This is a genomic window from Photorhabdus australis DSM 17609 (assembly GCF_000711895.1).
GTDB classification, from domain to species: domain Bacteria; phylum Pseudomonadota; class Gammaproteobacteria; order Enterobacterales; family Enterobacteriaceae; genus Photorhabdus; species Photorhabdus australis.
In genome coordinates this window covers 24372-50547 of record NZ_JONO01000031.1, presented here as the reverse complement: position 1 = coordinate 50547, position 26176 = coordinate 24372, and the positions used below count along the sequence as shown (strand labels likewise).

22 protein-coding genes are annotated in these 26176 nt (G+C 40.0%); 12 read left to right on the top strand and 10 right to left on the bottom strand.

Features of this window, described 5'->3' with window-relative positions; translation table 11 throughout:
- Positions 1–45: 45 nt before the first annotated feature.
- Positions 46–1035 carry a glycosyltransferase gene (locus tag BO26_RS10470; protein ID WP_036771223.1) on the bottom strand — a complete coding sequence of 330 codons (990 nt, stop codon included), beginning with the start codon at positions 1033–1035 and terminating at the stop codon, positions 46–48.
- A gap of 556 nt (positions 1036–1591) precedes the next feature.
- Between BO26_RS10470 and BO26_RS10465 the strand changes: the two genes are divergently transcribed.
- A complete protein-coding gene (locus BO26_RS10465; RefSeq protein ID WP_036771222.1) occupies positions 1592–2785 on the top strand; it encodes an aspartyl protease family protein in 1194 nt (397 codons plus the stop codon).
- A gap of 219 nt (positions 2786–3004) precedes the next feature.
- Here the strand turns inward: BO26_RS10465 and BO26_RS10460 are convergent, their stop codons facing one another.
- The 3 genes from BO26_RS10460 to BO26_RS10455 form a co-directional block, all read right to left on the bottom strand.
- Complete coding sequence (locus tag BO26_RS10460) at positions 3005–4030, bottom strand: cupin domain-containing protein (RefSeq protein ID WP_036771221.1); 1026 nt, start codon at positions 4028–4030, stop codon at positions 3005–3007.
- Between the two features lie 139 nt (positions 4031–4169).
- On the bottom strand, positions 4170–4325 hold the full coding sequence (locus tag BO26_RS24865) for a hypothetical protein (protein WP_477707021.1): 156 nt from the start codon (positions 4323–4325) through the stop codon (positions 4170–4172).
- Positions 4326–4581: 256 nt separating this feature from the next.
- Positions 4582–4818: a helix-turn-helix domain-containing protein gene (locus BO26_RS10455; protein WP_072023241.1), complete on the bottom strand. Its 237-nt coding sequence runs from the start codon at positions 4816–4818 to the stop codon at positions 4582–4584.
- 147 nt (positions 4819–4965) lie between these two features.
- Between BO26_RS10455 and xreR2 the strand changes: the two genes are divergently transcribed.
- Positions 4966–5172 carry a cell morphology transcriptional regulator XreR2 gene (gene xreR2, locus BO26_RS10450; protein ID WP_036771219.1) on the top strand — a complete coding sequence of 69 codons (207 nt, stop codon included), beginning with the start codon at positions 4966–4968 and terminating at the stop codon, positions 5170–5172.
- Positions 5173–5269: 97 nt separating this feature from the next.
- On the opposite strand, the gene xreR1 is transcribed toward xreR2, so the two are convergent.
- The 3 genes from xreR1 to BO26_RS10435 form a co-directional block, all read right to left on the bottom strand.
- Positions 5270–5506 (bottom strand): cell morphology transcriptional regulator XreR1, encoded by a 237-nt coding sequence (gene xreR1 / locus BO26_RS10445; protein WP_072023240.1) that lies wholly within the window; start codon positions 5504–5506, stop codon positions 5270–5272.
- Positions 5507–5915: 409 nt separating this feature from the next.
- Positions 5916–6422, bottom strand: a complete 507-nt coding sequence (gene def, locus BO26_RS10440; RefSeq protein WP_036771218.1) for a peptide deformylase — start codon at positions 6420–6422, stop codon at positions 5916–5918.
- 72 nt (positions 6423–6494) lie between these two features.
- A complete protein-coding gene (locus BO26_RS10435; protein WP_036771217.1) occupies positions 6495–6773 on the bottom strand; it encodes a hypothetical protein in 279 nt (92 codons plus the stop codon).
- A gap of 651 nt (positions 6774–7424) precedes the next feature.
- Here BO26_RS10435 and BO26_RS10430 point away from each other — a divergent pair.
- From BO26_RS10430 to BO26_RS10405, 6 genes are all read left to right on the top strand, one after another.
- The gene (locus BO26_RS10430; protein WP_036771216.1) at positions 7425–8660 is read left to right on the top strand and encodes an NRAMP family divalent metal transporter; all 1236 of its coding nucleotides are present in this window, start codon (positions 7425–7427) and stop codon (positions 8658–8660) included.
- Positions 8661–8671: 11 nt separating this feature from the next.
- Positions 8672–9445: a LamB/YcsF family protein gene (locus BO26_RS10425; protein WP_036771237.1), complete on the top strand. Its 774-nt coding sequence runs from the start codon at positions 8672–8674 to the stop codon at positions 9443–9445.
- A gap of 67 nt (positions 9446–9512) precedes the next feature.
- On the top strand, positions 9513–11132 hold the full coding sequence (locus BO26_RS10420; protein WP_036771215.1) for a 5-oxoprolinase subunit B/C family protein: 1620 nt from the start codon (positions 9513–9515) through the stop codon (positions 11130–11132).
- A 10-nt stretch (positions 11133–11142) separates the two neighbouring features.
- A complete protein-coding gene (locus tag BO26_RS10415) occupies positions 11143–12894 on the top strand; it encodes an acetyl/propionyl/methylcrotonyl-CoA carboxylase subunit alpha (RefSeq protein ID WP_110882730.1) in 1752 nt (583 codons plus the stop codon).
- Positions 12895–13784: 890 nt separating this feature from the next.
- Complete coding sequence (locus tag BO26_RS23110) at positions 13785–13925, top strand: hypothetical protein (protein WP_420864698.1); 141 nt, start codon at positions 13785–13787, stop codon at positions 13923–13925.
- An 81-nt stretch (positions 13926–14006) separates the two neighbouring features.
- Positions 14007–14816, top strand: coding sequence for a nucleotidyltransferase domain-containing protein (locus BO26_RS10405; protein ID WP_036771236.1), 810 nt, complete (start codon positions 14007–14009; stop codon positions 14814–14816).
- A 545-nt stretch (positions 14817–15361) separates the two neighbouring features.
- Here the strand turns inward: BO26_RS10405 and BO26_RS10400 are convergent.
- Positions 15362–16030, bottom strand: a complete 669-nt coding sequence (locus BO26_RS10400) for an O-methyltransferase (protein ID WP_236637426.1) — start codon at positions 16028–16030, stop codon at positions 15362–15364.
- A gap of 93 nt (positions 16031–16123) precedes the next feature.
- On the opposite strand from BO26_RS10400, the gene BO26_RS10395 reads away from it, so the two are divergent.
- The 4 genes from BO26_RS10395 to BO26_RS10385 all read left to right on the top strand — a co-directional run bounded on the left by BO26_RS10395 (position 16124) and on the right by BO26_RS10385 (position 19684).
- Positions 16124–16777, top strand: a complete 654-nt coding sequence (locus BO26_RS10395) for a TetR/AcrR family transcriptional regulator (RefSeq protein ID WP_036771212.1) — start codon at positions 16124–16126, stop codon at positions 16775–16777.
- A 224-nt stretch (positions 16778–17001) separates the two neighbouring features.
- On the top strand, positions 17002–18849 hold the full coding sequence (locus tag BO26_RS10390) for a type I restriction-modification system subunit M (RefSeq protein ID WP_036771211.1): 1848 nt from the start codon (positions 17002–17004) through the stop codon (positions 18847–18849).
- A complete protein-coding gene (locus tag BO26_RS23470) occupies positions 18846–19016 on the top strand; it encodes a hypothetical protein (protein ID WP_157835545.1) in 171 nt (56 codons plus the stop codon). The genes BO26_RS10390 and BO26_RS23470 overlap by 4 nt, the downstream gene beginning before the upstream one ends.
- A 167-nt stretch (positions 19017–19183) precedes the next feature.
- A complete protein-coding gene (locus BO26_RS10385; RefSeq protein WP_036771210.1) occupies positions 19184–19684 on the top strand; it encodes a restriction endonuclease subunit S domain-containing protein in 501 nt (166 codons plus the stop codon).
- A 261-nt stretch (positions 19685–19945) separates the two neighbouring features.
- Here BO26_RS10385 and pglZ read toward each other — a convergent pair whose 3' ends face one another.
- Together pglZ and pglX are read right to left on the bottom strand one after the other, a co-directional pair.
- Complete coding sequence (gene pglZ, locus BO26_RS10380) at positions 19946–22546, bottom strand: BREX-1 system phosphatase PglZ type A (RefSeq protein WP_036771209.1); 2601 nt, start codon at positions 22544–22546, stop codon at positions 19946–19948.
- A complete protein-coding gene (pglX, locus tag BO26_RS10375; protein WP_036771208.1) occupies positions 22546–26172 on the bottom strand; it encodes a BREX-1 system adenine-specific DNA-methyltransferase PglX in 3627 nt (1208 codons plus the stop codon). The genes pglZ and pglX overlap by 1 nt, the downstream gene beginning before the upstream one ends.
- Positions 26173–26176: the final 4 nt, after the last annotated feature.

The window sequence follows — 26176 nt, the reverse complement described above, 5'->3', positions numbered from 1 at the left end:
TTATCGCAAGTCAGTCCCCTAATTAAAAAGCCGTTACTTTTAATATTAAACGGCTTTCAGTGCTGCCCTAAGCCGCGGATATCGGCGAGCCAAGCGCCAACGTAATCTAAATCCACGGGCATTTTTCCAAATCATTGACCAAATACCGCGCTCAAACAATTCATAAACAATTTGCTGCTTGATAGCAGAAGATTCTATTTCATTAATTGTATGCAAAATTCCCAGTCCTTCTTTCGCTATCTGCCAATGACACGCCGGCACCCGTTTGACTTGCTGTGGATAACGCTGATTAATATTATTCAGCATTTCCAGGATTTTCATATAGTGGTGTGCGGTTCTTACCTTAATACGATCATCGGCGGGAGTATGAGATACCGAGGAGGAATGAATCAGATAGTCATAAAAGGATTCATCAATATATTGCACACGGTTTGCTGTCAACAGAAGTTCTGTCGTCCACGGAATATCCTGATGATGCAACCCCGGTTCAAACTGATAATGATGTTTTGTCAGAAAAGCCCGTTTATAAACATTCAACCAAGTGACATGTAGGAATTTGCGTGAATTCAGCGCTTGTTGCAACCATTCAGGCCCACTCAGCACCGCAGTAGAAGACAGACGATCAGAAGGAAAAATTTTTCGGGCTGGTCGACCGTCCTCATAAATATAATGACCATTGCAAGTGGCAATATCCAGATCATTATTTTTAGCAATCTCTAACAGTCGGTTATACATGCCCGGATAAATGACATCATCAATATCAGGGAAAGCGACATAATCCCCCCTTGCTCTCGCTAAACCGGTGTTACGGGCGATAGAAACTCCTTGATTATTCTGTGTGATAATTTCTGTTTCTGGAAATTTCTCAGCATATTTCATCAGAATCTGGTTACTATTATCCGTAGAACCATCATCAACTAAAACTAATTCAAAATCAGTCAGCTTTTGTCGTGATAAATTGGCAAAAAACTGTGGTAAGAATCGTTCTCCATTATAGACAGATACGATAATGCTGAGTTTTAGTGATATAGACATAAAATCAATATATTCCTTTAACACAAAGGTGTTATTTTCTTATATTAAAATCATCCTGATATTTACCAGGAAAATAATTTCCACATATAAAAATCAAATAACGATTTATTAACATCACATTACGCCTGTTACTAAAATAGTAATAATTTATCGTGGCTTTTATTTCAAATCGGTATCTTTAATCCACACTATATAACCAGATTTATCTGATCAATTGATCTTTTAATGCTACATATATTTCAATTAATTATCAAACCAATATAACTATTAATTATTTCTATCGTTCAATTTTATCGATAGCAGTCATTTGCGCCATCATCGCAGCGTAAATCCACAGTACTGTTGTCATGGCTAAACATGACTGACAAAATTTCATGTCAATCAATACAATTGTGTGATTGTTTATCTTTGGTTTTATTCAAACGTGGATAATAGTACTCTAAATACAACTAACCTGTACTGGTGACACATTCTATTCCGCGTGGTACCGCTACGCTATTTATTTCGAGTGCATCATGTATTGGGTATCCACACGACAAAAAAGGAATCTAATCTTATGAAAAAACAGGGAAAAATAACTTGCCGGGCATTTATCTCAGCAAGTCTGCTGACACTGATAGCAGGTTGTAGTCACATGGAAAAAACCCTTATGACCGAAGAAAACAAGCCGGTACTTTCTACCAAACTGAATATCCATCAACCTACAGCACTCATTGTTCCTGTCACTATCTCCGGGAAAAAATATCAATTCTGGTTGGATACTGGTGCCAGTTACACTGTCATTGATAATAAGCTGGCCAAAACGCTGACACAAATCACGCCAGAGTCAAAAATACCGGTTACATTCCATCGTATGTTGTCCGATGGAGTGACGACTACCAGCGGAACATTACACAAAGCTGACTTAACATTATGGCAACCCCTGGCTATTACTATCGGTAATTATACCGTGCCTGACTCCGATCCCTGGATTGGTCTTGATATGAATCTCTTCAGTCAATCCATTGGTCAAAAGATAGATGGCATCCTTGGAATCGACACTTTCCGTCAGTTAAGCTGGGAGATCAATAACCTGAATCATACTCTGACAGTATGGCGACATGCACCTTCAATACTAAACTATCAACAATGTGAACCTTACAGTGACAGTTACAATAGATCTCCTGCAATCCAGGTTTCCAATGTCACTTTTAATATAGATACCGGAGCCAGTCATAGCTATGCTTCTCAGGAATTTATTGAATATCTGAAAAAAGAGTATAAAGATAAGATTTCTGAAGGAATTAACGTCAAATATGCATCCGCCAGCGGGATTGATAGTAGTAAAGAATACCTGATTGATGGTTTTTATTTACAACAACTGCCGGTGGGTCGTCTGCGAGTCAGTGAAAATAAACAGGATCTATATAGCCTTGGACTGAATTTCTTCTCACGTTTTGACAACTATTTGTTTATTCCAAATAAAATGTTGCTCTGTTTTAACGCTAAAAATTTTACTCGTTATGATAATAAACTATTTCGAACTATTATGGTTCGCTATTTTAATAATAAAATAGAAGTCTTTTATAACGAACCAAAAGATATTGAGAAATTTGGCTTGAAAAATGGTGATATTGTGTTAGAAGTTAATAGTCAGAAAATCCTTCCTAAAGATATAACTTACGTTCGTAATCAGCTGTCAGAAACCCCAGCGGGTAAACTGACAATAAAAATTGAACGGAATGGTACACAGCAAATCATCAATATCTAACAGCATCATTCAGAGGGAGAAATTCATTCTCCCTCTAAGAGTTATTACAAATTCTACCAATTTAAACTTACATCCTATTTTATGTTTTCTTTAACTCTTCAGTTCAATCCTTAATACCAATAAACAATTCAAATCTGCTATCTGGTATGGTTTTTACTTTGTTTATAAGAGAGATACGTTTTAGGTAAATTTTTTTCTTTTAGTTCCTGCCAATCATGGCTAACCCATTTGCTCGATCTCATTAAGAGTTAACACCGCTATTCGCTCTAACAACAAGATCATAATTTCCCACGCTTGAGCACAAAGCTGCTGTAGCGCCAAACTCTCCTCATGAGAAATATGTTGATAAAGCTCACTGCCTAATGCTGAATGACCGTGGTCTAAAGTGGAATGTGCTGCTATATATTCTCCTGGCTCACTAATCTGTGAGCTGGCTAACAAGTGGAACATATCCGCGCATTTTTCCAAAACCAAATGGACAATAATCAACTTCTCTAAGTTATCTAGCTGAAACATTTTCAATACGAACCAATTACCATAGGAATCAATTTGTGCATCCCAACCCCATTTAGGCGGTAATAATTCATCGTGACCTAATTCATCCTTAAAATGTCCCAGAAATAAAGGATGGTATCGACCATCAACAACCATGGACTGGCGCGCATACATAATATATTGGAAAATTTCCGACCATTGCCGTAACTGACTCTTAAATATATTCAAATTACTCTCTTCCTTCATCCGACCATCCTTGAACATCTGGAAAAATAGTGTCTGTTCCGCTTTTATACTGCACTGCTCATTAAAGTTTAATAATGCCTGCTGCGGTGTTTCTGATGCAGAAAAATTAATATTAGCGTGCTTTTCACTAAAGAGTCCATCAGCGTCATATTGAATCGATAATGCATCCAGCTTTTCCCCTCTATCACAGCGAAACCCATGCTTGTTACCTGCTGGAATACATATTACATCCCCTTTTTCGACTAAAGCGGTCGTGTCGCCAATAAGTGTTGCTTTACCTGAAGTGATGATCACCATGCTGGCAACATTGTGCTGGTGCGGGTTATGCACCTCACCCGGAGCTAGCTCTGCGAAACTGATACTCAATGGTTGCTGATTTTTTACAAAATCCTGATATTGAGGATGCTGAGCCAATGGCTGTACCGCCCCAATCATATGCTCCACACCATCTTTAAATACCGAATTAATTATTGGTATAGAAGCACGCTTTATAATATTGATCATCTTTTTACCCTCAGAGAATTATTTCATAACTGGAACAACGAGCTAGCAAAGAAAGCATAAGTTTGGATCACACCATTTTTGCACCAGACCCAATGAAAAGCATGGGTTCGTGACGGTAGATAAATTGAATACTCAATTGTCAACCCACAAGTTGAGTCAACTGTTGTACCAATTTCTCAAAAATATCAATAAAACCATGTGGTTGAATTGCCACATTTGAGATCGCCGGAACACACAGAGTAGCAAACTTAAACCCCATTAAATAATCATGGAATATTTCCGTAATCCCCGCCATTAGCTGTGTGTGAAATAAATCAGATACCTTCGGAGAATATAATATCAAAAGGGTAATTTTTACTTTTCCCTAATATTAATAACCAATTAATTGAATGACCTGTCTATATTTCTAAAATCATCCAATCCCTAATTTGCAATCACGATTAAAATTCATTTCCATCATGATATTGCTACAGAAAATTTGGGAACAGAGGTAGCGGTGCGAAATGTTCACTCAAAAAGGAGAATAAAAAATTGCTGAAAGGTAATGAGTTTTAATTTTTTGATTCTGTACTGAAATCAAACAGATCCGTCAGCTCGATCTGTAAACCACTTGCAATAATATTAATGATTTCAAGCGTCGGATTTCTGATCCCTCGCTCAATTCCACTGATATATGTACGGTCAATTCCACATTTATCGGCAAAAACTTCCTGAGACATCCCAGACGATTGTCTAAGATGCCTAACTCTTTGTCCAAAAAGGGATTTTATAGAATTTGGCTTTTTCATCTAATAAGTATCGAATTATGTTACTTATCAGACCACGGACTATGAGTCACTTTTTACTGTAAGTTATGTTATTATATGTGACTTATAGTCTACTATGTAACGATTTATCTTTTCATATCAAAGTTATCCGTAACGTGGAGGAATAAGATGAAAAATCAGGACTGGCACCCAGCAGACATTATAGCCGAGCTGAAAAAACGGGGAACATCGTTAGCAGCCGTTTCAAGGAAGGCCGGGTTAGCATCATCAACCCTTGCCAACACCCTGCAACGTCGTTGGCCTAAAGGCCAACAACTTATTGCTGATGCTTTAGATCGCGATCCTGCCGAGATATGGCCTTCAAGGTATATATAAGGTAAGTGGCTATACATTATTGAAACAGCACATCACCAGGATGAGCTGTTTCAGTTTTATGCGATTCGGTAAGAAAGCGATTGCTTTGGTAGAAGAATCACATCTTCTGGAGGGAGCTAAAATCGAACAGATCTTTCAGTTCGATTTGTAAACCACTTGCGATCACATTGATAACTTCAAGTGTGGGATTCCTAACTCCACGTTCAATGCCGCTGATATAAGTACGATCAAGCCCACATCTATCAGCGAAAGCTTCCTGAGACAGACCAGCTGCCATTCTGATATATCTAACTCTTTGTCCAAAAAGGGATTTTATATTATTAGGCTTTTTCATCCGATAAGTATCGAACTATGTTACTTATCAAACCACGGACTATAAGTCACGTTTTCCTGTAAATCAGGTCACTAATATGAACTACAGCCTGTAATATCATGAACTATCTTTTAATAACGAAAAAATCTGCCACTTAGGGAAGCAGACCCAGCACAAGTAAGATGCCCGAAACACGTTTTTTGCACTCAGTGCGACTAATCCTCTGGCGAATTGATCACCAAATTCACAACATTTATACCTAATAGATTTCAAGATGCATCGCGACGGCAAGGGAGCGAATCCCCGGGAGCATGGATAACTCTGTGACCGGGGTGGGTGAGAGTGGCCAACAAAGAAGCAACTTGAAAGACAACAGGTATACATTCATTGCGCTTCAATTTGGCCCCTTGATAGATTTAATTAAAGTCGATTAAGATACTTTATTATTTTTATATTTTTTAATTTTTTTAAGCGCCATTTGCCTTTTCAGTGGTGACAAATAATCAATAAAAATTTTGCCATGCAAGTGATCAATTTCATGTTGCATCACAATAGCCAGGAAATCTTCACTTTCTACCGTTATTGCTTCTCCATGCCGGTTCAACGCTTCAACTTTTATCTTTTCGAATCGCTCTACATCAGCATAATAGCCTGGGACAGATAAACATCCTTCTTGCCCGATAACACTGCGCTCTTTTTCAACAATTTTAGGATTTACCAGAATTAGGGGTTCATCCCGAGTCGCTGAAATGTCAATGATCACAACCGCTTCTTTTCGTCCAACTTGTGGTGCGGCCAAACCGATCCCATTATCAGTGCTATACATGGTCTCGAGCATGTCATCAATAAGGCCCTGGATCGCCTCAACATTTTTAACCTCGACACATTTCTGTCTCAGTCTTTCATCCGGAATAGTCAATATTTCTAATGTTGCCATGACAAATGATTCTCTCTCTTCGGGCAGCTTGTCGTCGCTTTCAGTCGGTTTTAAACCACACTAATAGCGCTACTATCCAAGTTGCTTTGTTTTTAAATTCATGTAGTTAATCCGGTTTTCCGTACCAAATTTAGCAGTCACTATACCTTCTGCAATAGGTTTTCCATGATAGAAATTAACCGATATCATATCATCCAATACACCTTTAAAATGGCTAAATAGCACTAACGGCATATCGCTCGAATAAAGATCCTGGCTGAATTCTATTATTAACACTAATTCATTATCAAATAATGTCGCTGTGAAAACAGTATCGAATCGATAAATAACCGATTCTATCCAGCACCGCAAAATAAGACGCCTGATTCTGCATGGCTATCATTTTTAGTTGTTCAACATACGTTATGGACAGGCTGAAACGGCTCTGAATGACTAAATAGAACTGGATATTTGATCAACATCCAGAGCGGGAGAAAATACCCTGACATACGGAATGGTATAAAGAGCCTCATATTCAGCTAGTTCATGAGAAAAAAGTAAATTCAATTGTGACTCTATAACAACAAAAATAAGGGGTTACATTTTGGTACAAAAATACACTTATGTTATTATAATGTTATAAATCGTATAAAGCACATTAATATTAGTCATTTAATAACCATAATTAATTATTTCAAATTGATTTCACTTTTTTATTTTATTTTGTGATTAAAATGGCATTTTTGTCTTAATTACAGAAAAAAGTTACTTTAAAGATTAATATTTAATTTAAATCGATATTAATTGTCATACTTTACCATATAATGCCGTGGATTATTTTGAGCAAAGTGTACGCTGGGTAAGCAATATTATTGCAGGTTGAGAGATAGCCGTCAGGTAGAAGAAATTGCTCTCTACAATTGCAGAGTCTTCATAAATAGAATCAACAAATCGTTACCATGTTTCTGCAATAAATATCTATTTAACCCTTATCTCGACTACACATACGCAGGAGTGCAATCTATGGCGACACAGAAAGCCATTAATTTTGTGAAGGTTCGACGCTCATCATTAATCGCGGCCATTTTCCTGATGGCAACATCCGCAATTGGTCCCGGATTTATTACTCAGACAGCAACATTCACTGCAACTATGGGCGCATCCTTTGCGTTTGGCATTCTGGCATCTATCGTGATTGATTTTTTTGTACAACAGAACATCTGGCGTATCGTAACTTTAACCCGGATGCGGGCTGCGGATATTGCCAACACGGCCGTACCCGGTAGCGGCTATCTGCTAGCGCTCTTAGTGATATTTGGTGGCTTAGTTTTTAACATCGGCAATATCGCCGGTTCCGGCTTGGGGCTAAATGCCTTAATTGGGCTGGAACCTAAGTGGGGAGGGTTATTAAGCGCGATCATGGCTATTCTTATCTTCTCATCCCAACGTGCAGGTATTGCCATCGATCGCATCATCATTGTTCTGGGAATCGCTATGATCACCCTCACACTGTTTGTCGCTTATGTCTCCAACCCTCCGCTTGGAGAAGCATTACGGCAAACTGTTTTACCTGACAACATTAATTTTGCCACTATCACCACAATTGTTGGTGGCACAGTTGGCGGTTATATCTGCTATGCCGGGGCGCACCGTCTATTGGATAAAGGTGTTTCTGGAACTGAAAATATTCAGGCTGTTTCCCGTGCTGCAACCAACGGTATTCTAGTAGTTGGCCTGATGCGCTACATTCTTTTTCTTGCCATTCTTGGTGTAGTCGCTAGTGGCGTGGTAATCGACATCTCCAGCAAAGATGCAAATCCCGCATCACAAGCATTTCAGGCCGCAGCCGGGCAATTTGGTTTACGTATTTTCGGCTTGATCCTTTGGGCAGCAGCAATCACCAGTGTGATCGGTGCCGCTTACACTTCCATTTCCTTTATTACCGTATTTAGTCAGAAATTCACTGAACGTAAACGCAATATTGCAACCATCATATTCATTGCCATTTCTCTCCTGGTCTATCTTATATTAGGGACACCTCCCGCCGCTCTGTTGGTTTTTGCCGGTGGCTTTAATGGGCTGATCCTCCCTATCGGGCTAACCATTTTTATTTATGTCGGCTGGTGTCGAGCAGACCTGATGCAAGGCTATCACTACCCGCGTTGGTTGTTATGGCTGGGAGCAATGACCTGCGTACTGACCTGGTTCATGGGTTTTATGTCTATAGAACCTATCTTTTCATTTCTGAAAACAGCTTGAGGAAGATAACCATAATGAAAACCATCGATTTAAATAGCGATCTTGGTGAAGGCTTTGGTCAATGGAAGATGGGTGACGATAATGCGATGCTGAGTATTGTCACCAGTGCCAATGTGGCGTGTGGATTTCATGCGGGTGATCCCGCTGAAATTCTTCAAACCCTAAAAGCGGCCCATAAAAATCAGGTCGTTATTGGTGCTCATGTATCCTATCCCGATCTTGTCGGATTTGGCCGCCGTAATATGGATATTGCCAGCGATGAGCTAATCGCCGATGTCATCTATCAGATCGGCGCTCTCAAAGGACTGGCAGCCGCTGCCGGAACCCGCGTCAGTTACGTTAAACCTCATGGCGCCCTGTACAACACCATTGCTAATGATGAATATCAGGCACTTGCAGTTATTACCGCGATTCGTGAAGTGGATGACAACTTAGCACTGGTTGGACTAGCAGGAGCAAAAGTATTAGATCTGGCAAGAGAAAAAGGTTTACGTACTGTTGCTGAAGCTTTTGCCGATAGAGCTTATACCCCACAAGGCACACTGGTTTCCCGGCGAGAAAAAGGCGCAGTACTACATGACGCCAGTGTGGTCGCTCAGCGTATGTTGCAATTGGTGACTAAAGGCGGTGTTGAAGCAATTGATGGTAGCTTTGTACGTATTAAAGCCGAATCCATCTGTGTACACGGTGACAGCCCCGGTGCAGTAGAAATGGCCCGTCAGGTGAAAATGACGCTGCAACAAGCCGGAATCACCATACAGTCGTTTATTCAAACGTGTAAATAATTTGCATGGCATCACTCACCGTTTTACATACTCATTATCAACGCTGATGCATATCCAGGAGTATTCCGTGCGTTTTCTACCCGTTAATTTGAATGCCATTATTGTTGAACTTTGCAATCTGGATGAAACACTGGCTTTGTTTGATTCACTTAACGCAAGCTCAATTTCAGGAGTAGAAGAAATTATCCCGGCAGCCAAAACATTGCTGATTCGGTTTCGTCCCAATGTTATTGCCGCCAGCCAACTTGCCCGAGAAATCAACAGTCGCAACCTGAATACACGCGATAGAACAACAGGCAAACTCGTTGAAATCCCTGTGTATTACACTGGCGAAGATCTGGCTGAAGTGGCGGATCTCCTTGGGATAACCATTAAAGAAGTCATTAAACGACATACAGAAAATGAATACACCGTTGCTTTTACGGGTTTCGCTCCCGGATTTGCTTATCTAGCGGCAAATTCTGATGTTTTGCGAGTGCCTCGCCGCATGACCCCTCGAGCTCGTCTCCCTGCGGGATCAGTAGGGTTAGCAGGAGAGTTTAGTGGTATATATCCTCAGGCCAGTCCTGGCGGGTGGCAAATCATTGGCATCACACCAGAACGCATGTGGGATCTTTCTCGTAACCCACCTGCCCTGTTACAACCGGGCTTTCGGGTACGTTTCAGAAATCAGGGTAAAGGTACAACAATCACTATTACCAAGCCTGAAAGCCTGATTGCTCCCACAATAGACGTCATCTCTTCACAAGTTGATAAACGCCCATCTCTGGCAATCTTATCAACCGGGATACAAACGACTTTTCAGGATTTGGGCCGTTCCGGACAGGCTGGTTTAGGCATTTCTGCAGCTGGTGCGCTAGATAAAACAGCGCTGCGAAGTGCAAATCGTATCGTCGGTAACCCGTCTGATAGTGCATGTCTGGAGATTGTGGAAGGTGGATTAAGCTTCATCTCCCATGGCAACGTTATTATTTCGATCACTGGGGCTGATTGTCCTATTGTTATCCAAACGGCATCTGGCCAGACGTTTCAAGCAAATAGCTATCAACCTGTTGATCTAAGTGAGGGAGATCAAGTGACATTAGGAACGCCCAAAGCAGGAGTGCGTTCTTATCTGGCAGTACGTGGAGGTTTTGCCCAACAACCTATTCTTTCCAGCCGATCTTACGATACGCTGGCACACATTGGCCCCAAGCCAGTTGCTACAGGTGATCTGTTGAATATTCTTTCCGTCACGCGCAGTTCCGCGGTATCCATGGATGAAAGCCCGGCTTTTAATATGCCTTCCCCTGACGATATCGTCACACTGGATATTATTCTGGGACCTCGGACTGATTGGTTCACAGAAGAAGCGCTATTTCTGTTACAAAACCAGCTTTGGCAAGTAACACCACAATCTAATCGGGTTGGAATTCGCCTGAACGGAGACACACCATTATCACGTTTCAACCTTGAAGAGTTACCCAGTGAAGGAACTGCCGTCGGAGCCATTCAAGTTCCTGCCAATGGACAACCGGTTCTATTTCTGGCAGATCACCCCTTAACCGGCGGTTATCCTGTCATTGGCTCAGTTGCCAACTACCATCTTGATCTTGCCGGACAAATTCCTATCAATGCCCATATTCGCTTCAATCCAATTAATGAATTTCACGAAATACAGGAAGCGTTGACTGCTTATGAATCATAAGGATAACTCAATGAAGAAAGTTCTGATCGCTAACCGCGGTGAAATTGCTGTCCGTATCATCCGTGCTTGTCGGGATTATGGCTTACAATCCATTGCCGTTTATGCTGACTCGGATATCAATGCACAACATGTACAGTTGGCTGATGAAGCTTATGGTCTGGGGGGAAACAGCCCCGCTGAAACTTATCTTAATATTCCCCGACTACTGGATATTGCTAAACGTTCAGGCGCCAATATGGTGCACCCAGGATATGGATTTCTGTCCGAACGGGCTGAATTTGCTCGGGCAGTCATTGATGCAGGGTTAATCTGGATTGGTCCTGAACCCGAGACAATTGATATTCTTGGTGACAAAGTTAAAGCGCGTAAAATCGCCCAACGTGTAGGCGCACCACTGGTTTCAGGTACAGAAGAGCCGGTGAAAAACGCAGAGGAAGCCCTGACATTTGCTGAAAAGTATGGTCTGCCAATCGCGATCAAAGCGGCATATGGTGGTGGTGGGCGTGGCTTGAAAATAGCATGGCGTCTGGATGAAGTGACCGAACTCTACAATTCAGCCGTTCGTGAAGCAACCGCAGCCTTTGGCCGTGGAGAATGTTTTATTGAACAGTTTCTAGATAAACCACGCCACATTGAAGCACAAATTCTGGCTGATAAGCATGGCAATATTATTGTACTTGGCACACGTGATTGCTCGCTACAACGACGTAATCAAAAGCTGGTGGAAGAAGCACCAGCCCCATTTCTGACCGATCATCAGCGCCAGCGTATCCATCAGGCAGCACAAGATATTTGTACCTCAGCCCGCTATACCGGAGCAGGAACAGTAGAATTTCTGCTCAGTGTGGACGGGACTCTTTCCTTTTTGGAAGTCAATACTCGTTTACAAGTTGAACACCCTATCACCGAAGAAACAACGGGTATCGACATTGTGATTGAGCAATTGCGGATTGCCGAAGGTAAGCCTTTATCATTAACAACAACGCCAGTTCCTTCAGGACACTCTTTTGAATTTCGTATTAATGCAGAGGATGCGGGTAAAGGATTTTTACCCACACCAGGAACAGTGACTCTATTTTCTCCACCTTCTGGTCCCGGAATAAGATTGGATTCTGGTGTTGTAAAGGGTTCCGTGATCCCAGGCACCTTTGATTCTCTGATGGCTAAGTTGATCGTCACCGGAAAAACTCGCCAACAAGCCATTGCCCGAGCTCAGCGCGCATTACAGGAATTTAACATTGAAGGCGTCGCCTCAGTACTACCTTTTCATCAAACAATCATGCAGCACCCTGATTTTATTTCTGATGATAGATTCAAAGTGCATACACGTTGGATTGAAACTGACTTTATCAACCAGGTAAAAATATCTCCGCGTCAGGAAAATCCTTATCCAGAAAAAGTAACCCGCACTTTTATCGAAATTGATGGCCGTCGTCATCAATTGGGACTCCCCACTGAATTATTGCAAGAACTTTCATTGTCCAATCTTGGACAGCGTTTGATGACTAAAAACGCCAATAGCGCCACTGAAGAAACAATCACTACGCCTAATCAGGTCTCTGCTCCAATATCCGGCATTTTACAATCCTGGTATGTACAGGAAGGTGATGAAGTTAAACAAGGTGATGTCATTGCTGTGATGGAAGCCATGAAGATGGAAACACAACTAACCGCACATCGCTCTGGAAAAATTATTATCCATGCAAAAGAAGGATCTTATCAACAAGCAGGAAATGCGTTGGCCAGTATTAACGGGGATTAAATTCAAGAATATTAAATAAGGTTGAAATTAAAAAAACAAAAGTATTGACCTTCACACCGATGTCAAAAGTTAGGTTGATACATTTCAGGCAGGTACCCGCCATATAATGATTTTACCTGCCACAATTAATTTACTAAATTAACTTTATCTATTTGTGCACTTTATTGTATGATGCCATTTTTTATTACAATAGATATTCTTCCAAACAAAAAAAAATAAAAACCATTCAGACTATCTATTTTCCAATTTTTTATTTACCTATACCCAATAGATTTCAAGATGCATCGCGACGGCAAGGGGGAGAATCCCCGGGAGCATGGATAACTATGTGACCAGGGTGAGTAAATGCCGTCAACAAAGAGGCAACCTGAAAGATAACAGGTATATTTCAATTAAGAATTAATCAACTGATAAATATAATAATCATCAAAAGAAAACCAATAAAATTTTAACAAACACATGACACATCTTTATTATTTGCAATAAAAAATCAAACCATAACGTACCAACAAATAATTTTAAAAATATTATCCACCTAATTTAATAACATAGACACATAATATTTCAATAATATCATTGTATAAAAATCATTTATTAATTTTATAATCACTCATTAAATCAAAAAATCATTTATATATTCACAATGATTTTCCACAATAATTTTTATATAGATTGATATCACAATTTCAATATTATTCAATAAAACAACCCGGCTAAAAAATTGCAATATTTACCAAATACCATAATATTGCAGCGATAAAAATTGCTCTTTATACGCCTGGTTTGATTTTCTATGAGAAAATAACCCCAGAGGAGTGGATTAAAAAAGGGAAAAATACTAATCACTCTAAATTATGGTAATAATAGCGGGCAAAAACAAGGAGAGAAACGTGAAAACAAACGATTACGAGCTGATTACTGAGTCAAACAGCGTACCAATAAAAATCTGGACTCATGGCTTGAATACAGCAAAAATTCCTTTAATATTCAGTTTCTTGTTAATAATGCCTGATGTCCATCTCGGCAATTGAAGCGGTAATGGCCGCTCAGTCTTCACTGGTAGAAATCGTTCACACCCTGCGTCAAGTGGTTTGCGTAATAAGGATAACAACATGAAAGAAAAATGTGGCGTCAGTGACACTATGAAACAACATATACTCCAAAAATTGGCGCAACTTGAAACAGAGCAACAAATACGAATACTTTATGCCTGTGAATCCGGTAGTCGTGGCTGGGGATTTGCGTCAACAAACAGTGATTACGATGTACGTTTTATTTATGTACATTCCCCGTCATGGTATTTACGCGTTGATCCACCGCGCGATGTGATCGAATTACCGATCAACGACGAACTGGATATCTCTGGTTGGGAACTGCGCAAAACGCTGGGGCTATTGAAACGGGCCAACCCAACATTGATGGAATGGGCAGATTCACCCGTAGTTTACCGCGAAGACGTGGAATTTATGACCGCACTACGTACCCTACTGCCGGACTACTTTTCCAACAACAGAGCACGATATCACTATCTATCTATGGCGAAGAAAAACTTTCGTGGTCACCTGCAAGGTAAGGAAATTCGGCTGAAAAAATATCTTTATGTACTGCGACCATTGCTGGCGGTGCGCTGGATAGAAGCAGGTAAAGGCACTCCCCCGATGAGCTTCGATGCTTTGCTAGCCGCAACTGTCGAGGATGCAGATCTGATGCAGGAAATACAAACTCTGCTTACTATCAAACGTAACGCCGGTGAAACGGATTACGGTCCACGTTTTAAGCACATCCACAAATTCATCTGCCATGAGCTGGATCATTCATCGACTCGATGCAAGTTAAAAGATGAAAGACTCCTTTCAGACACCAAATTGGATTTACTTCTGATGCACACAGTATTCAGCAATAACACGGGAGGTATATGTTAAGAAAACGACTGAAAAAACGGCAAAAGGGTACAGTATTTCAATGACAAAAGTTGAATGCTTATAAAAAACAGAAAAATCATTGTGTTATGCTATTGTTGACTTGATAGCCAGTAATCTTAAATAAATTACTGGCTAAATTACCAGATAAAACCTATTTCTATTCACTATCTTCTCTGAATCCAGCAAGAAATAATTTAAGGTAATTTAGCTGCCTGACAGTGTAAGCCGCTAAATATTGACTTACTGATATCTAATGGGCAATTTTCCGGTATAAGTTCTTGTACTTCTTAAATAACTTTATCCTGACTTAATTTACGCTTTTTACGCTCATTACGCAGAATATGCGCTAACATTCTTGCAGATGTAATACTCATATTATCCCTTTAGAAGGATAATATAGGGTTCATCTGCTTTAGAAGATAAAATCCCATTATGATCACAACAATAAGCAAAAGGCATTATAAACTCATACAAATATCAAAATAATGATATTATTCTGTTGCATTGGTAAAGCACACCTTACCAGATGTGCTTTATACTTCAGACTATAATCTGATAGATAATTCAATATCTTTAGCAAAGGGGACAGAAACATAATTATCACTAATACGAACATAATGGCAATATTCTGGAGCCCACTCTGCATTATCGGCCACGATCAATGTTCCCGTGTGCATACGATCTTCTAGCATCATTAAAATAGGGTGATAAAGAGTTTTTGCGCCGTCTAATAGAATAAAATCAATTTTTTCTGGTAAATTCTGCCCTAATGTCTCGATAGCATCTCCCTCCCGAATTTCAACTAAATGTTCGACACCTGCCTTTTCCATATTTATACGCGCTTGTACCACCTTTTTATGTTCAAACTCGGTACTAATTACCTTTCCACCGCCATTATCTTTAACGGCTGCGGCCAAATGTAGAGTAGATATTCCAAATGAAGTACCAAATTCAATTACCGACCTGGAACTATTAGCTCGACAAAGTATATACAGTAAATTGCCTGTATCCCTTGATATTGACATATAATGATCTTTAGCTCGAGTATAAAATATTTTATAGTTCTCGCCACCCGCTTCTTTCATCAACGCTTGCTGCTCGGTTTCGGGTAGATAACCCAATGTTTGAAAAAGCCGGGCTTGAGAATTGTCAGATTCGGAGAAGAGTTTTTCTAATATTGTGCTCAATGGATGAGTGGTTAATGTATTCATCATATTTCCTCTATGTATAAATAGTTCCGCTAACTATTGAGTGATAGAATACGAGTAATTATTCACATTTAATATTCGCATATCAGGAAAAGAATTATGCAAAAGAAAAATTCCCCTGTTATTTCAATTAGAAAGGCACCTAAACAGACACGCTCTATGCATTTAGTTGCGAATATTCTGGAGGCCGCTACTCGCATTTTACTCCAGGAAGGAGTCCACTGTTTTACGACAAGTCGAATAGCAGAAAAAGCGGGCGTCAGTATTGGATCGTTATATCAGTATTTTCCCAATAAGCAGGCTATTCTTTTTTCACTGCAAGAAAACGAATGGAAACAAACACAGCAAGACCTAGCCAATATTCTATTTGATTTCACTATTCCACCACTGCAACGTCTACGTTTGGCAATAAAAAAATTTTTTCATACCGAATGTGAAGAAGCAGTATTACGCACAGCATTATCCGACGCAGCACCTTTTTTTCGTGATTCATATGAAACAACACAGCAAGAAAAAGAGACCATGTTACTTGTCCTAAGATTCATTAATGAAACTATTCCTAATATAGCCGATGAGCATCGATATTTTATCTCTAAGTTACTTTTAGAAACGATGTTATCAATAGGAGAACGACTTGCCAGTCATACAAATTCGTTTGAAGAAGTAGATAAATGGGCTGAAGCTGTAAGTGATATGTTATGTTATTATATTGAAAATAATATACTTAAGGACTCTAATAATAAATTAAGGTGAGAGTCTCTTTCTACCAGGAGAGAACTTCATCATCATTTAATCTATACTAATTTACCTACTAAGATATCCATAAGACACCATTATCAAGTCAATAAAAAATACATTAATAAATATGCTATTTAAAATAGCTTTAACAATACCCTCAGCTCATATGGTCTATGACTGGAAATATAGATAGTAAAATGACATAATATTTACACGTTATATGTAAGATAGGTTTAAAAATGGCAGCTATCGGTAGTTTTCAAATTATTTCTCCTGAAGAATGGCTTTTCCCTCTGCATGGTGATGTTATTGAAGGAAAAAGACGTGCAGATAACTGGTTTGAAACACATAGAACATACGAGGGAGCAGAGAAACATATCGAAGAGTTTGTTCGTCAATGGGCGTTAAGGCGTTTAATTGATGCTTACCAATACCCAAAAGAATGGATCGGCGAACGTATAGTTATCGAAGAATCAGTGAAAATGGGTTCGACAGAAAAACAAGCTGATATCTCAATAAAAAATACCAATCGCAGAACATTTTTGTATATTGAAGTAAAAAAAAGAGGTATTAGTGATGATGAATTTAAGGAAGCTGAACGTCAACTCGAAACATATCTTGCATCTACCCATACGGCAACAATAGGACTTGTCACAGATGGAGACAAAGTTAAAACTCTACGTAAAAAAATTGATCCCAATGATTTTGAATACATTACTGATTTACCCGCATATGGGTTAGATAGTAAAACCAAAACACAACTTATCAGAGAAATGCCGATTCAAACTAATGGGAGAAGCACTGGATTAAACGTATTAAGTAAAGACTATGAACGTGTACTTTTCGATTGTCATAGTTTTGCAAGGGACATTGATGGATTACATGCAGATGAAGCATTAGATGAGATCTGTAAGGTAATTTATACAAAAATTTATGATGAGCGTCAAACAACAAAACAACCGGTTGGCACTGCATTTAAATTCCAAACTTATGGAGCCAGTAACGCTTCAGAAGTTGCATCTAATATTCGAGTTCTATATGAAGAAGCTAAAAGGGCCGATATTGAAATTTATTCAAAAAGAATACCTGATTATGAAAGGTCACGAGGTGTCTTTAAAACACAAATAAAATTATCAGATACTGCTTTATTTAAAATAGCAGAAAAACTGCAAGAATTCTCTTTGATCGATAGTAACGCAGATATTAAAGGAAGAGCATTTCAAAAAGTACTTGGACCTGCGATCCGAGCCGGTATGGGGCAATATTTTACACCAGACCCAATAGTTGAACTCGCGGTAAGCATAATAAAACCAAAAGCCAATGAGCTTGTTCTTGATCCTTTTTGTGGGTCGGGGCATTTTTTAACCAAAACATTACAATATGTTATTCAGCATCAAGGTAAAACATTAACTTCGCATGACTTACATGAGTTTAAATTTTTCCATTTACATGGAATTGAAAAATCAGACCGCATGGTACGAATTGCGATGACAGACATGATGCTCAATGATGATGGACACACGAATATAAGAAACCAAGATGCACTATTAAGCTTTGATAACTATCCAGACATTATAGCATTGCGCGAGAACGGCTTAGAAGATCCAGCCGTATTCGATATTATACTTACTAACCCTCCATTCGGTAGCATCATGCGGCAAGAAACGATGGCTATGATGGGGCGTTTTTCACTTGGACATAAAAAAAAGTCTCTTCCTTTAGAAATATTAGGACTAGAAAGAAGCCTTCAATTTCTTCGACCTGGGGGACGGATGGCTATAGTTCTGCCAGAACATTTGATGAAAGGAAAGAGCGTCTTATTCGTTAGAGAATGGTTAGATAATGTAGCCAAGATTAAAGGTATTTTTTTCTTCCCTGAAGAAGCCTTTACCCCCTATGGAACGATGGTAAAAACATGCTTATGCATTATTCAACGATTAGGTAAAAATGAAAAACCGCTGAATAATGATAAGACCTTCCTGTGTGAGATTGAAAACCTGGGCTATGATGCTACAGGCCGTTCAAAACCAGGTTCAGAAGTACGTGATGCTATAAAACGTTTTCACGAAGAGGTAACTTGGTTGTGAATATTTTGATTAAAACTAGAGATGAATTAAAAAAAGCTAAAAGATGGGATATCGATTATCATATGCCGGCAAAGGGAATTAAATTATTCCCAAGTTCAATTATAAAAAAAGTGAGCGATGTTGCAGATATATCTAAAGACAAAGAGAGATCCTACAAAACAACCTGATAGTATTTTTCAATACTTAGATATATCAAGTATTGATGTGAGTATTGGAGCTGTAAGTACACCTCAATTGATGGAAGGGTCCGAAGCCCCCTCAAGAGCACGGAAAGTAGTAAGGGCATTCGATATTGGTATCAACGTGCAGACCAACAAGAGGTGCCATCGCTGTAGTGCCACTTGAGTTTCATGATCAAATCGCATCAACAGGTTTCTCTATAATAAGAGCACATAAAGATATTAATCCATTTTATCTACAGTATGCATTACGCTTACCAAGTACACTTGAACAATTCAGAAAATGGAGTACTGGTTCAAGTTATCCAGCTATATTGGATGAAGATGTTGCCAAAACTCTAATACCTGTTCCAGTCCGTTCTGAACAGGATAGAATTGCAACTTTAATTATAAAAGCGTTAGATGAACGTAGAAAAGAAATTCAAAAAGCTAACGAAAATTGGGAAAACACACTTAATGAAATAACTAACTATTTGAGTATAAAAAATATTTCAAAGAAAGAAGCAGAAGAATCTTTAGATAAAAATGACAATATAAAAAAACATCCTACTGTCACTGATGAATTGGAATTGTTACTCAACACATTACCACCATTAACCATAGATAATGAAAGTGGAAGAAGAAAACAAAAAGTTAACAATAAATATACCCAATAGATTTCAAGATGCATCGCGGCGGCAAGGGAGCGAATCCCCGGGAGCATAGATAACTATGTGACCAGGGTGAGTGAGTGCAGCCAACAAAGAGGTAACTTGAAAGATGACGGGTATAAATCAATTTAAAATTAGCCACATGTAACATTACATGTGGCGTCTTCTCTGATTAAATAAATATTTGTTCAGTTTGAAGTCAATCATAGATTAAAAAACAAACTCATCGGCCACAATAAAATATATTTCCATCGCACACAGCCCCACTTAAAAGAAATCATCCTGAATGGCCAGATCAATAGTCACCGCATAACGGCTAAAATGCGTCCGGGTTTCGCTGTCTTCCAGAACTAACGTATAACTATGTCGGCGGTCAAACTGTTTACCCGCCAGTTTCAACGTAACATCTCGCACACGCTGATCCATACCATGATTATCACTATCAAAATTCACCGTCTCTTTGGCTGAAACGACATGGTTTTCTGAATCAACAATATAGATAGTGAGCTGACGTGCACAATATTGTTCGTTAACCGGTTCGGTCTGAATAAAACTTACCTTGTCAATATTGCTGACTAATTTAATATTTTGGCTTTTCGCCACTACACCCACTAATCGCTGTTGACGCCTTTTCACCTGCTCTTTTTGCAAGGTTTTCACCTGTAATATGGGTACACAAATCTCTTGCAGCATCGCTCCGCCGTGAGCAAAGCGTGCTCCACCGGTAAAATGAAAACGCTGTATACCTTTAGGCAACAAGAATTCGCTGTCATCACTACTGCCTGCCGTATCAGACAATCTACCATGCCAACAGAACGCATCATCTGGCAGCTGATGGCCGATGATAAAGCGCTTCTTTGCCTCAATTGTGTTTTCAGGCTTAATCTGAAGTTTAGTTTTATCTGTTTCAGATAGCGGTTGTTGCTGGAATAAGAAACCATGATCGGCAGTAATATAAACACGGGTAGCATTCAAGCGATTAATCACGCGAGCAACCAAATCTTTCAACTCATTGATTGCTTTTCGGCAAGCTTCAAAGGTTTTTTCTTCTGTCGCTCCTTTATCACCAATCGCGTCAATGGTGTCATGCCAGATATAAACGACTTCAGCATTACGCACTTTGTCGCGGCCTTCGCTATTATTCCAATTAAATAATTCGTTGGCACTGACCGCCATGCCATTAACTTTTCGTAAAATTGCATCACGATAGGCAATACCCTGCGTTGATTGCCCATCGGCATAAACGACACCTGAGTTATCAGGCAAATAACTCAGCTCGTTGTGTGGTAATAGTGCCGCCATGCCTAATTGAGTATAACTTGGCAACACACTTGTTTGGGAACGCAACTCAGCGCTAAAACGTTTTTCGCGATTAATCAAACTCGCCAGCTCTTGAGCGACTTCATAACGTAGAGCATCAGAGATGATCACAAACACACGTTTGACCTGAGAGGTACTCAACTCACGCTTCACAACGTCACGATAGAAGTTCCGCTGTAATAGTATCCCGCTGAATTCCCAGCTATGGATTCTTTGCTCACTATCCAGTAGTCGGTTCCATTCACGACTCAACTCAGCCAAATACCAATTGGTATAAAGTGCCTCAATATGTTCGTCAAGGTCTCGCAGAATATCCGCCCCTTTGCTATGAACTAACATTGCTTGCTCATTAAAGAGGCGATAGGCTTGATCAAAGCGATAAATCTCCGTGGTATAGGCTTTCCACAGAGATGAAGCATCAGGATATTTAAAACCATCAATATGGAGATTACGTAAATTCAGCAAACGTTCCGCATGTCGCAGAGCTTGATAAATCGCATGATATTCTGGCCGAGTCTGACACCAATGGGCTGCCAGACGCTGTGACAGCAAATTTTTAAACATCACGCGATCCAATGTGGTGTTCTCTTCCAGCAACTGTGTAACCAAAGCTTTAATAATAAATTGTTCGATAGCTTCAAAGGTTTCACACTCTTGCAGAACGTAAGGAGAGCTATGACGATAATGCGCAATCAGATCAAATTTTCCGGCTAGCTGATCCGCAACAAAATCATAATCTTCACTAAAACGGCGATCGGCACGCCAGCCAACCATAAACGCCAAAGCCGAAGCTTTGCCCGCTGCCGTGGGCAATACATTATTGCTGAGCCAATCTCGATGCGCTTTGTCACCTTGTAACCAAAGATCGGTACAAAACAATTTAAGGATAAAATCATCCAGCAATGGCTTTTCACTCTGGTAGCTCATTTCTTGTTCCAGCAACCACCAAAGTACCGAAACCAATTTCAAATGCGCCATCACCGCTAACGTGTTTTCAAGCGCGTTATCTTCTTCATCCTTATGTTGGCGGACATATTGCTGTAACAGGTTAAAAAGAATTTCTTTCGTTTCGAATGATTTAGCCCCAACAACTACCGCTAGCATTTTTTTATCCAACGAGTCTTCAGATTCATCTTCCGTGATCCAGCTTTTTAACGTCTGAGTACGAGTATTCACTGAGAAGAAATCCTGACGCCGTTGAATATATTCACGTAGCCCTGATTGAGGGATCTTCAAATCACTAAGGATCATCGCTGCATGATCAGCATGGAACTCGCTGCTGTAGAGACGAATGTCCAGCAACCAATCTAACTCACGCGCGGGACGCTCATAAGCGAAATACAGTAAGAACTTTTGTTCTGGCTGATCAAGTTCGATCAGTTTTTTAGTTGCTAGCAATGAAGCACCGTGCATATTCAGCACAGAGATACCATCCAGCTCCAGCTTAGGCAGTACTTCACTAAAATGTTGCTTCGGATCGTACCAAAACACGATACGGTGATGGGTAAAGTGCTCCATGAGCCCGCGAAGTAAATCTGCATGTTGCATTACGCTACCTCCGATGGATTACCCGCAATCACTTTCACATCCGCCAGTAAGTCACCAAATTTGCCATAATTAACCTTAACTCCGTCATCCAGATCAAGGGAGATTCTCATATCAGCATAGTGGCGCAGACGATCGTCAAAATTGCGCAATTCATTAAATTTCCTGGTGAAACCTTCCTGCCTTTTCTTCAAGAGATTGGTTTCAGCAGCAGATGATGCCTCGTCACGCTGGTCTTGCAGGAGATCAATATTACGTTGATAGCGCGCCAACAATGGCACAACGTATTCGGTACGCATACGCGCCAACGTGGAATCATTATATCGATGCAGGTATACCAAACATTCAAATGCCTTCTCTTTACCAGAGCTAAACAACCAATAAATCGGGCGTTTTTTGTAAGTTTTGAGGTGATCTTTCCAGAACTGGATAGAAATATAACGACGGATGGTATCCAGTGAAGATTCACCGCGTTTCTCTTTGATAACATACAAACACAGGCTTTTGGCGATAAAATCGAGGTTTTCTTGTAGATGATCCTCGCCCCAAACTTTACAGACAAACTCACGTACCCGTACAGTGACATCACCATCAAACCAATCCGAAGCCATCAGTGGCAGAATACCATCGTTATCTGCTGGGAAAGTTTTATAGGCACCTTGTGCTACTAATTCAGCAAAACCTTGGTTACCCGCATGAGCATAAACTAAACCTTCTCGGTCGAGAGAGTAGCGACCCATTATGCAGCCAATGATATAACTTAGAAGCTCGACCAGGGTGTCAGATTGGAAACGATTTTCTAATTCTTTCTCTGTTAATTCGTTACCGTAACGATAATGTGGATTACATGTTAATGTTATCTCATTTAAAGAGATATCAATGCAGACATCTTGTTCCAATGAATTACTTTTCACAATGACAGAATTATTTCCAAACTCAAGATTTTTCATCATCTCTATATTATCTGAAAATTTAGTTTTAATTTTTTTATATGCTGATAAAAGCATACTTTCATTATTCCCCACCATTGGATTTCGTTTGAAATCCCAGGAAATCTCATAGTTATCCCAATCCTCTTTAGCAATTTTAATTAATTTAGATGAATTCTCAGAAATAACGTCAACCCAATTTCCTTGAAGACAAGGCAACTTAGCAATATGTCCGCTTAGAAAGTCCAATGTAGGTGCAATAAATTCTAATAATACTGTTGCGAGCTTTGAATTTAATAACCCAACAAAGAAATACAGTGTTCTCTTATCGTTTTCTTTTGGAAAAAAGCTCGGGCCAGTCGATTCAAAAATAAAACCATCTGCAAAATATCTAAAAGCTGTACTTGCACTAGACACCCTAGTCCATGAAATCCCTTCTCGAAAATAATTATGAACATTTCTTAAAGTAGATCCTTTGGATTTCTTTAATTTTTCACCATTATTTCCCCAATCAATAACAAATTCATTATTACCATACCACTTCCTATACGACCCACCTTTTTGACAAGGGATCCAATCTCTATTCAAATGATTAATCTCTGTCCACATCTTAAGAAATCGATCATTATTTCCTGTACTTAGCCCTGTACTTATATCCGCATAGTGTTCCATAGGTAAGTTATTTTTAAAAAGATTCATCAATCCCGTAGAGATCCAATAGGCAATCGGTACTCCTGGGATTTGTCTGAAACTATCCTGTTTAACGTTATCAAAACGGTTTTTCTTTTCTATTAAAAGACTTTTTTTCTCTTCCTCTCCTCCTTCAATCAAACGGAAAAATACCGGCAGATAACCATCAACATGATATTTACTCATTACCCAAGCCGTAGTCTGAACCACCTCCCCCGAAATCTGCCCAAATGCACGAGATCCCAGATGCGCCATAGTGACAAAAATCTTGGTATCCAGCAGCCACTCACGCAGTTTCTCGAAGCTGGATAAGAACATCCACGACTGCATATTCACTTGAGCATTAAAACCATTTACCTTCAACAAACGAAATGCATGCTGCATAAACATCGCAAATAAATCTGACTTACTATCAGGGAACTGTTTCCTGGCAAATTCTCTCAGCTCGCCATTCATTCCCTTCGTGCTCATATACGGCGGATTCGCTACCACCACATCATAGGGCTGCGCCAGCAACCATGCCTGATGGATAAAAGGAATAAGGATATGCGCCGCCTCTTTCTGATGAGTATCACCACTCGCCTCCAACTCAATGAACTGTCGTAATAACACTTTCAACGTTTCCTCATCTTGCTGCGGAACCTGAATCAATGAACCAAAGGTTTTTGCCTGCGTAAATAACGCTAACGTCCTTTCCAGCAATTGATATTCATCAGCACTTTGGCTATTAGCGCTGATATTGCTCTGAGCAAACATATCAACCGTACTACCGGTACAGCTTTGTTGATGCAAGTTAAGTTCCTGCCACAACGTTGGAATATTTAGCGAGGAGCTTTCCTGCAACGACAATACATTCAGGCGAATATCACGGGTAAAGATGCGGCTATCGTCTTGACGCGCCATCATTAACAACACAAAGCCTGAAAGCTGAACAGCGCGATCATCAATATCCAGACCAAAGATATTATTTTCCAGAATTAACTGCGGAATTTCACGGCTGCGATATCCACGCTCCTCATATATTCGCTTTAGCACGTTATAGGCTTCGATAAGGATGTGGCCGGAACCACACGCAGGATCAAGTACTTTAATACTCTCAGGTTCAATGCTATTTGGTGTCATTGTCGCTAATTGCATCTGTACTTCGGCAATCTGCTCTGCGGGTTCAATATAGTATGCCATGCATTCCTTAAGCGAAGAGTCAGGATAGGTTTGTAGCCATTGGCGACCTACGGAGTTTTGCACCAGATACTGCACGATCCAATTAGGGGTAAACAGCTGAGTGGCTGCGGGAATATCTTCGCTCTTCACAACTTTACCGATAACCTGCTCTTTTCTTTCAGAGATGTAAAACTGATACAACCAGCCGATGATCTCTACCTGTTTCCAGTCCTCTTCAGGAATACTGTCCACCAGCCCGCGTAGGATCGAGTCAGTACGTGTCAAATTATCCGGTAACAGAAGCTCAGTTTCATCATTGAGCGAATCAAACAGGAACGGCATAGCCTTATGCAGAAAATGACACTGTCCTAACAACAGTTCGCGATACAACGCTTCATCTTGATCGCCCGCTAGTTTCATCTCTACTAGCCGCTGAGGATCGCTTAACTCCAGGCTCCCAACGACTTCTGGAATATGCGCTAACACCTCAAAACCAATAGGATCTGTAGGATGAGATAGCACACGGAAGCCATGATCCAGATATCCATGTAGCTCCATGTAACGAATAGCGCACAGGCGATTAAACCAAGTGTAGGCAACATGCTCAATTAACCGGGTATAACCCTGTACATGCGCACGCTCAACTAATCGGTGACGACGCGCTAATACCGTTTTCGGGTATTCATAGCGACCAAAACGGACCCTATCGCCTATTTCAGTAACATCAGCAATCTGCAAATCACCGTTTTTATCCAGACTAATCCCTAACGATATGAGTTTTTGGGTAGTGGCATGACAGAACTGGGTTCGTGCCAGAGGAGCGTATTTTTTAATATTGGCAGTATTCATGGGC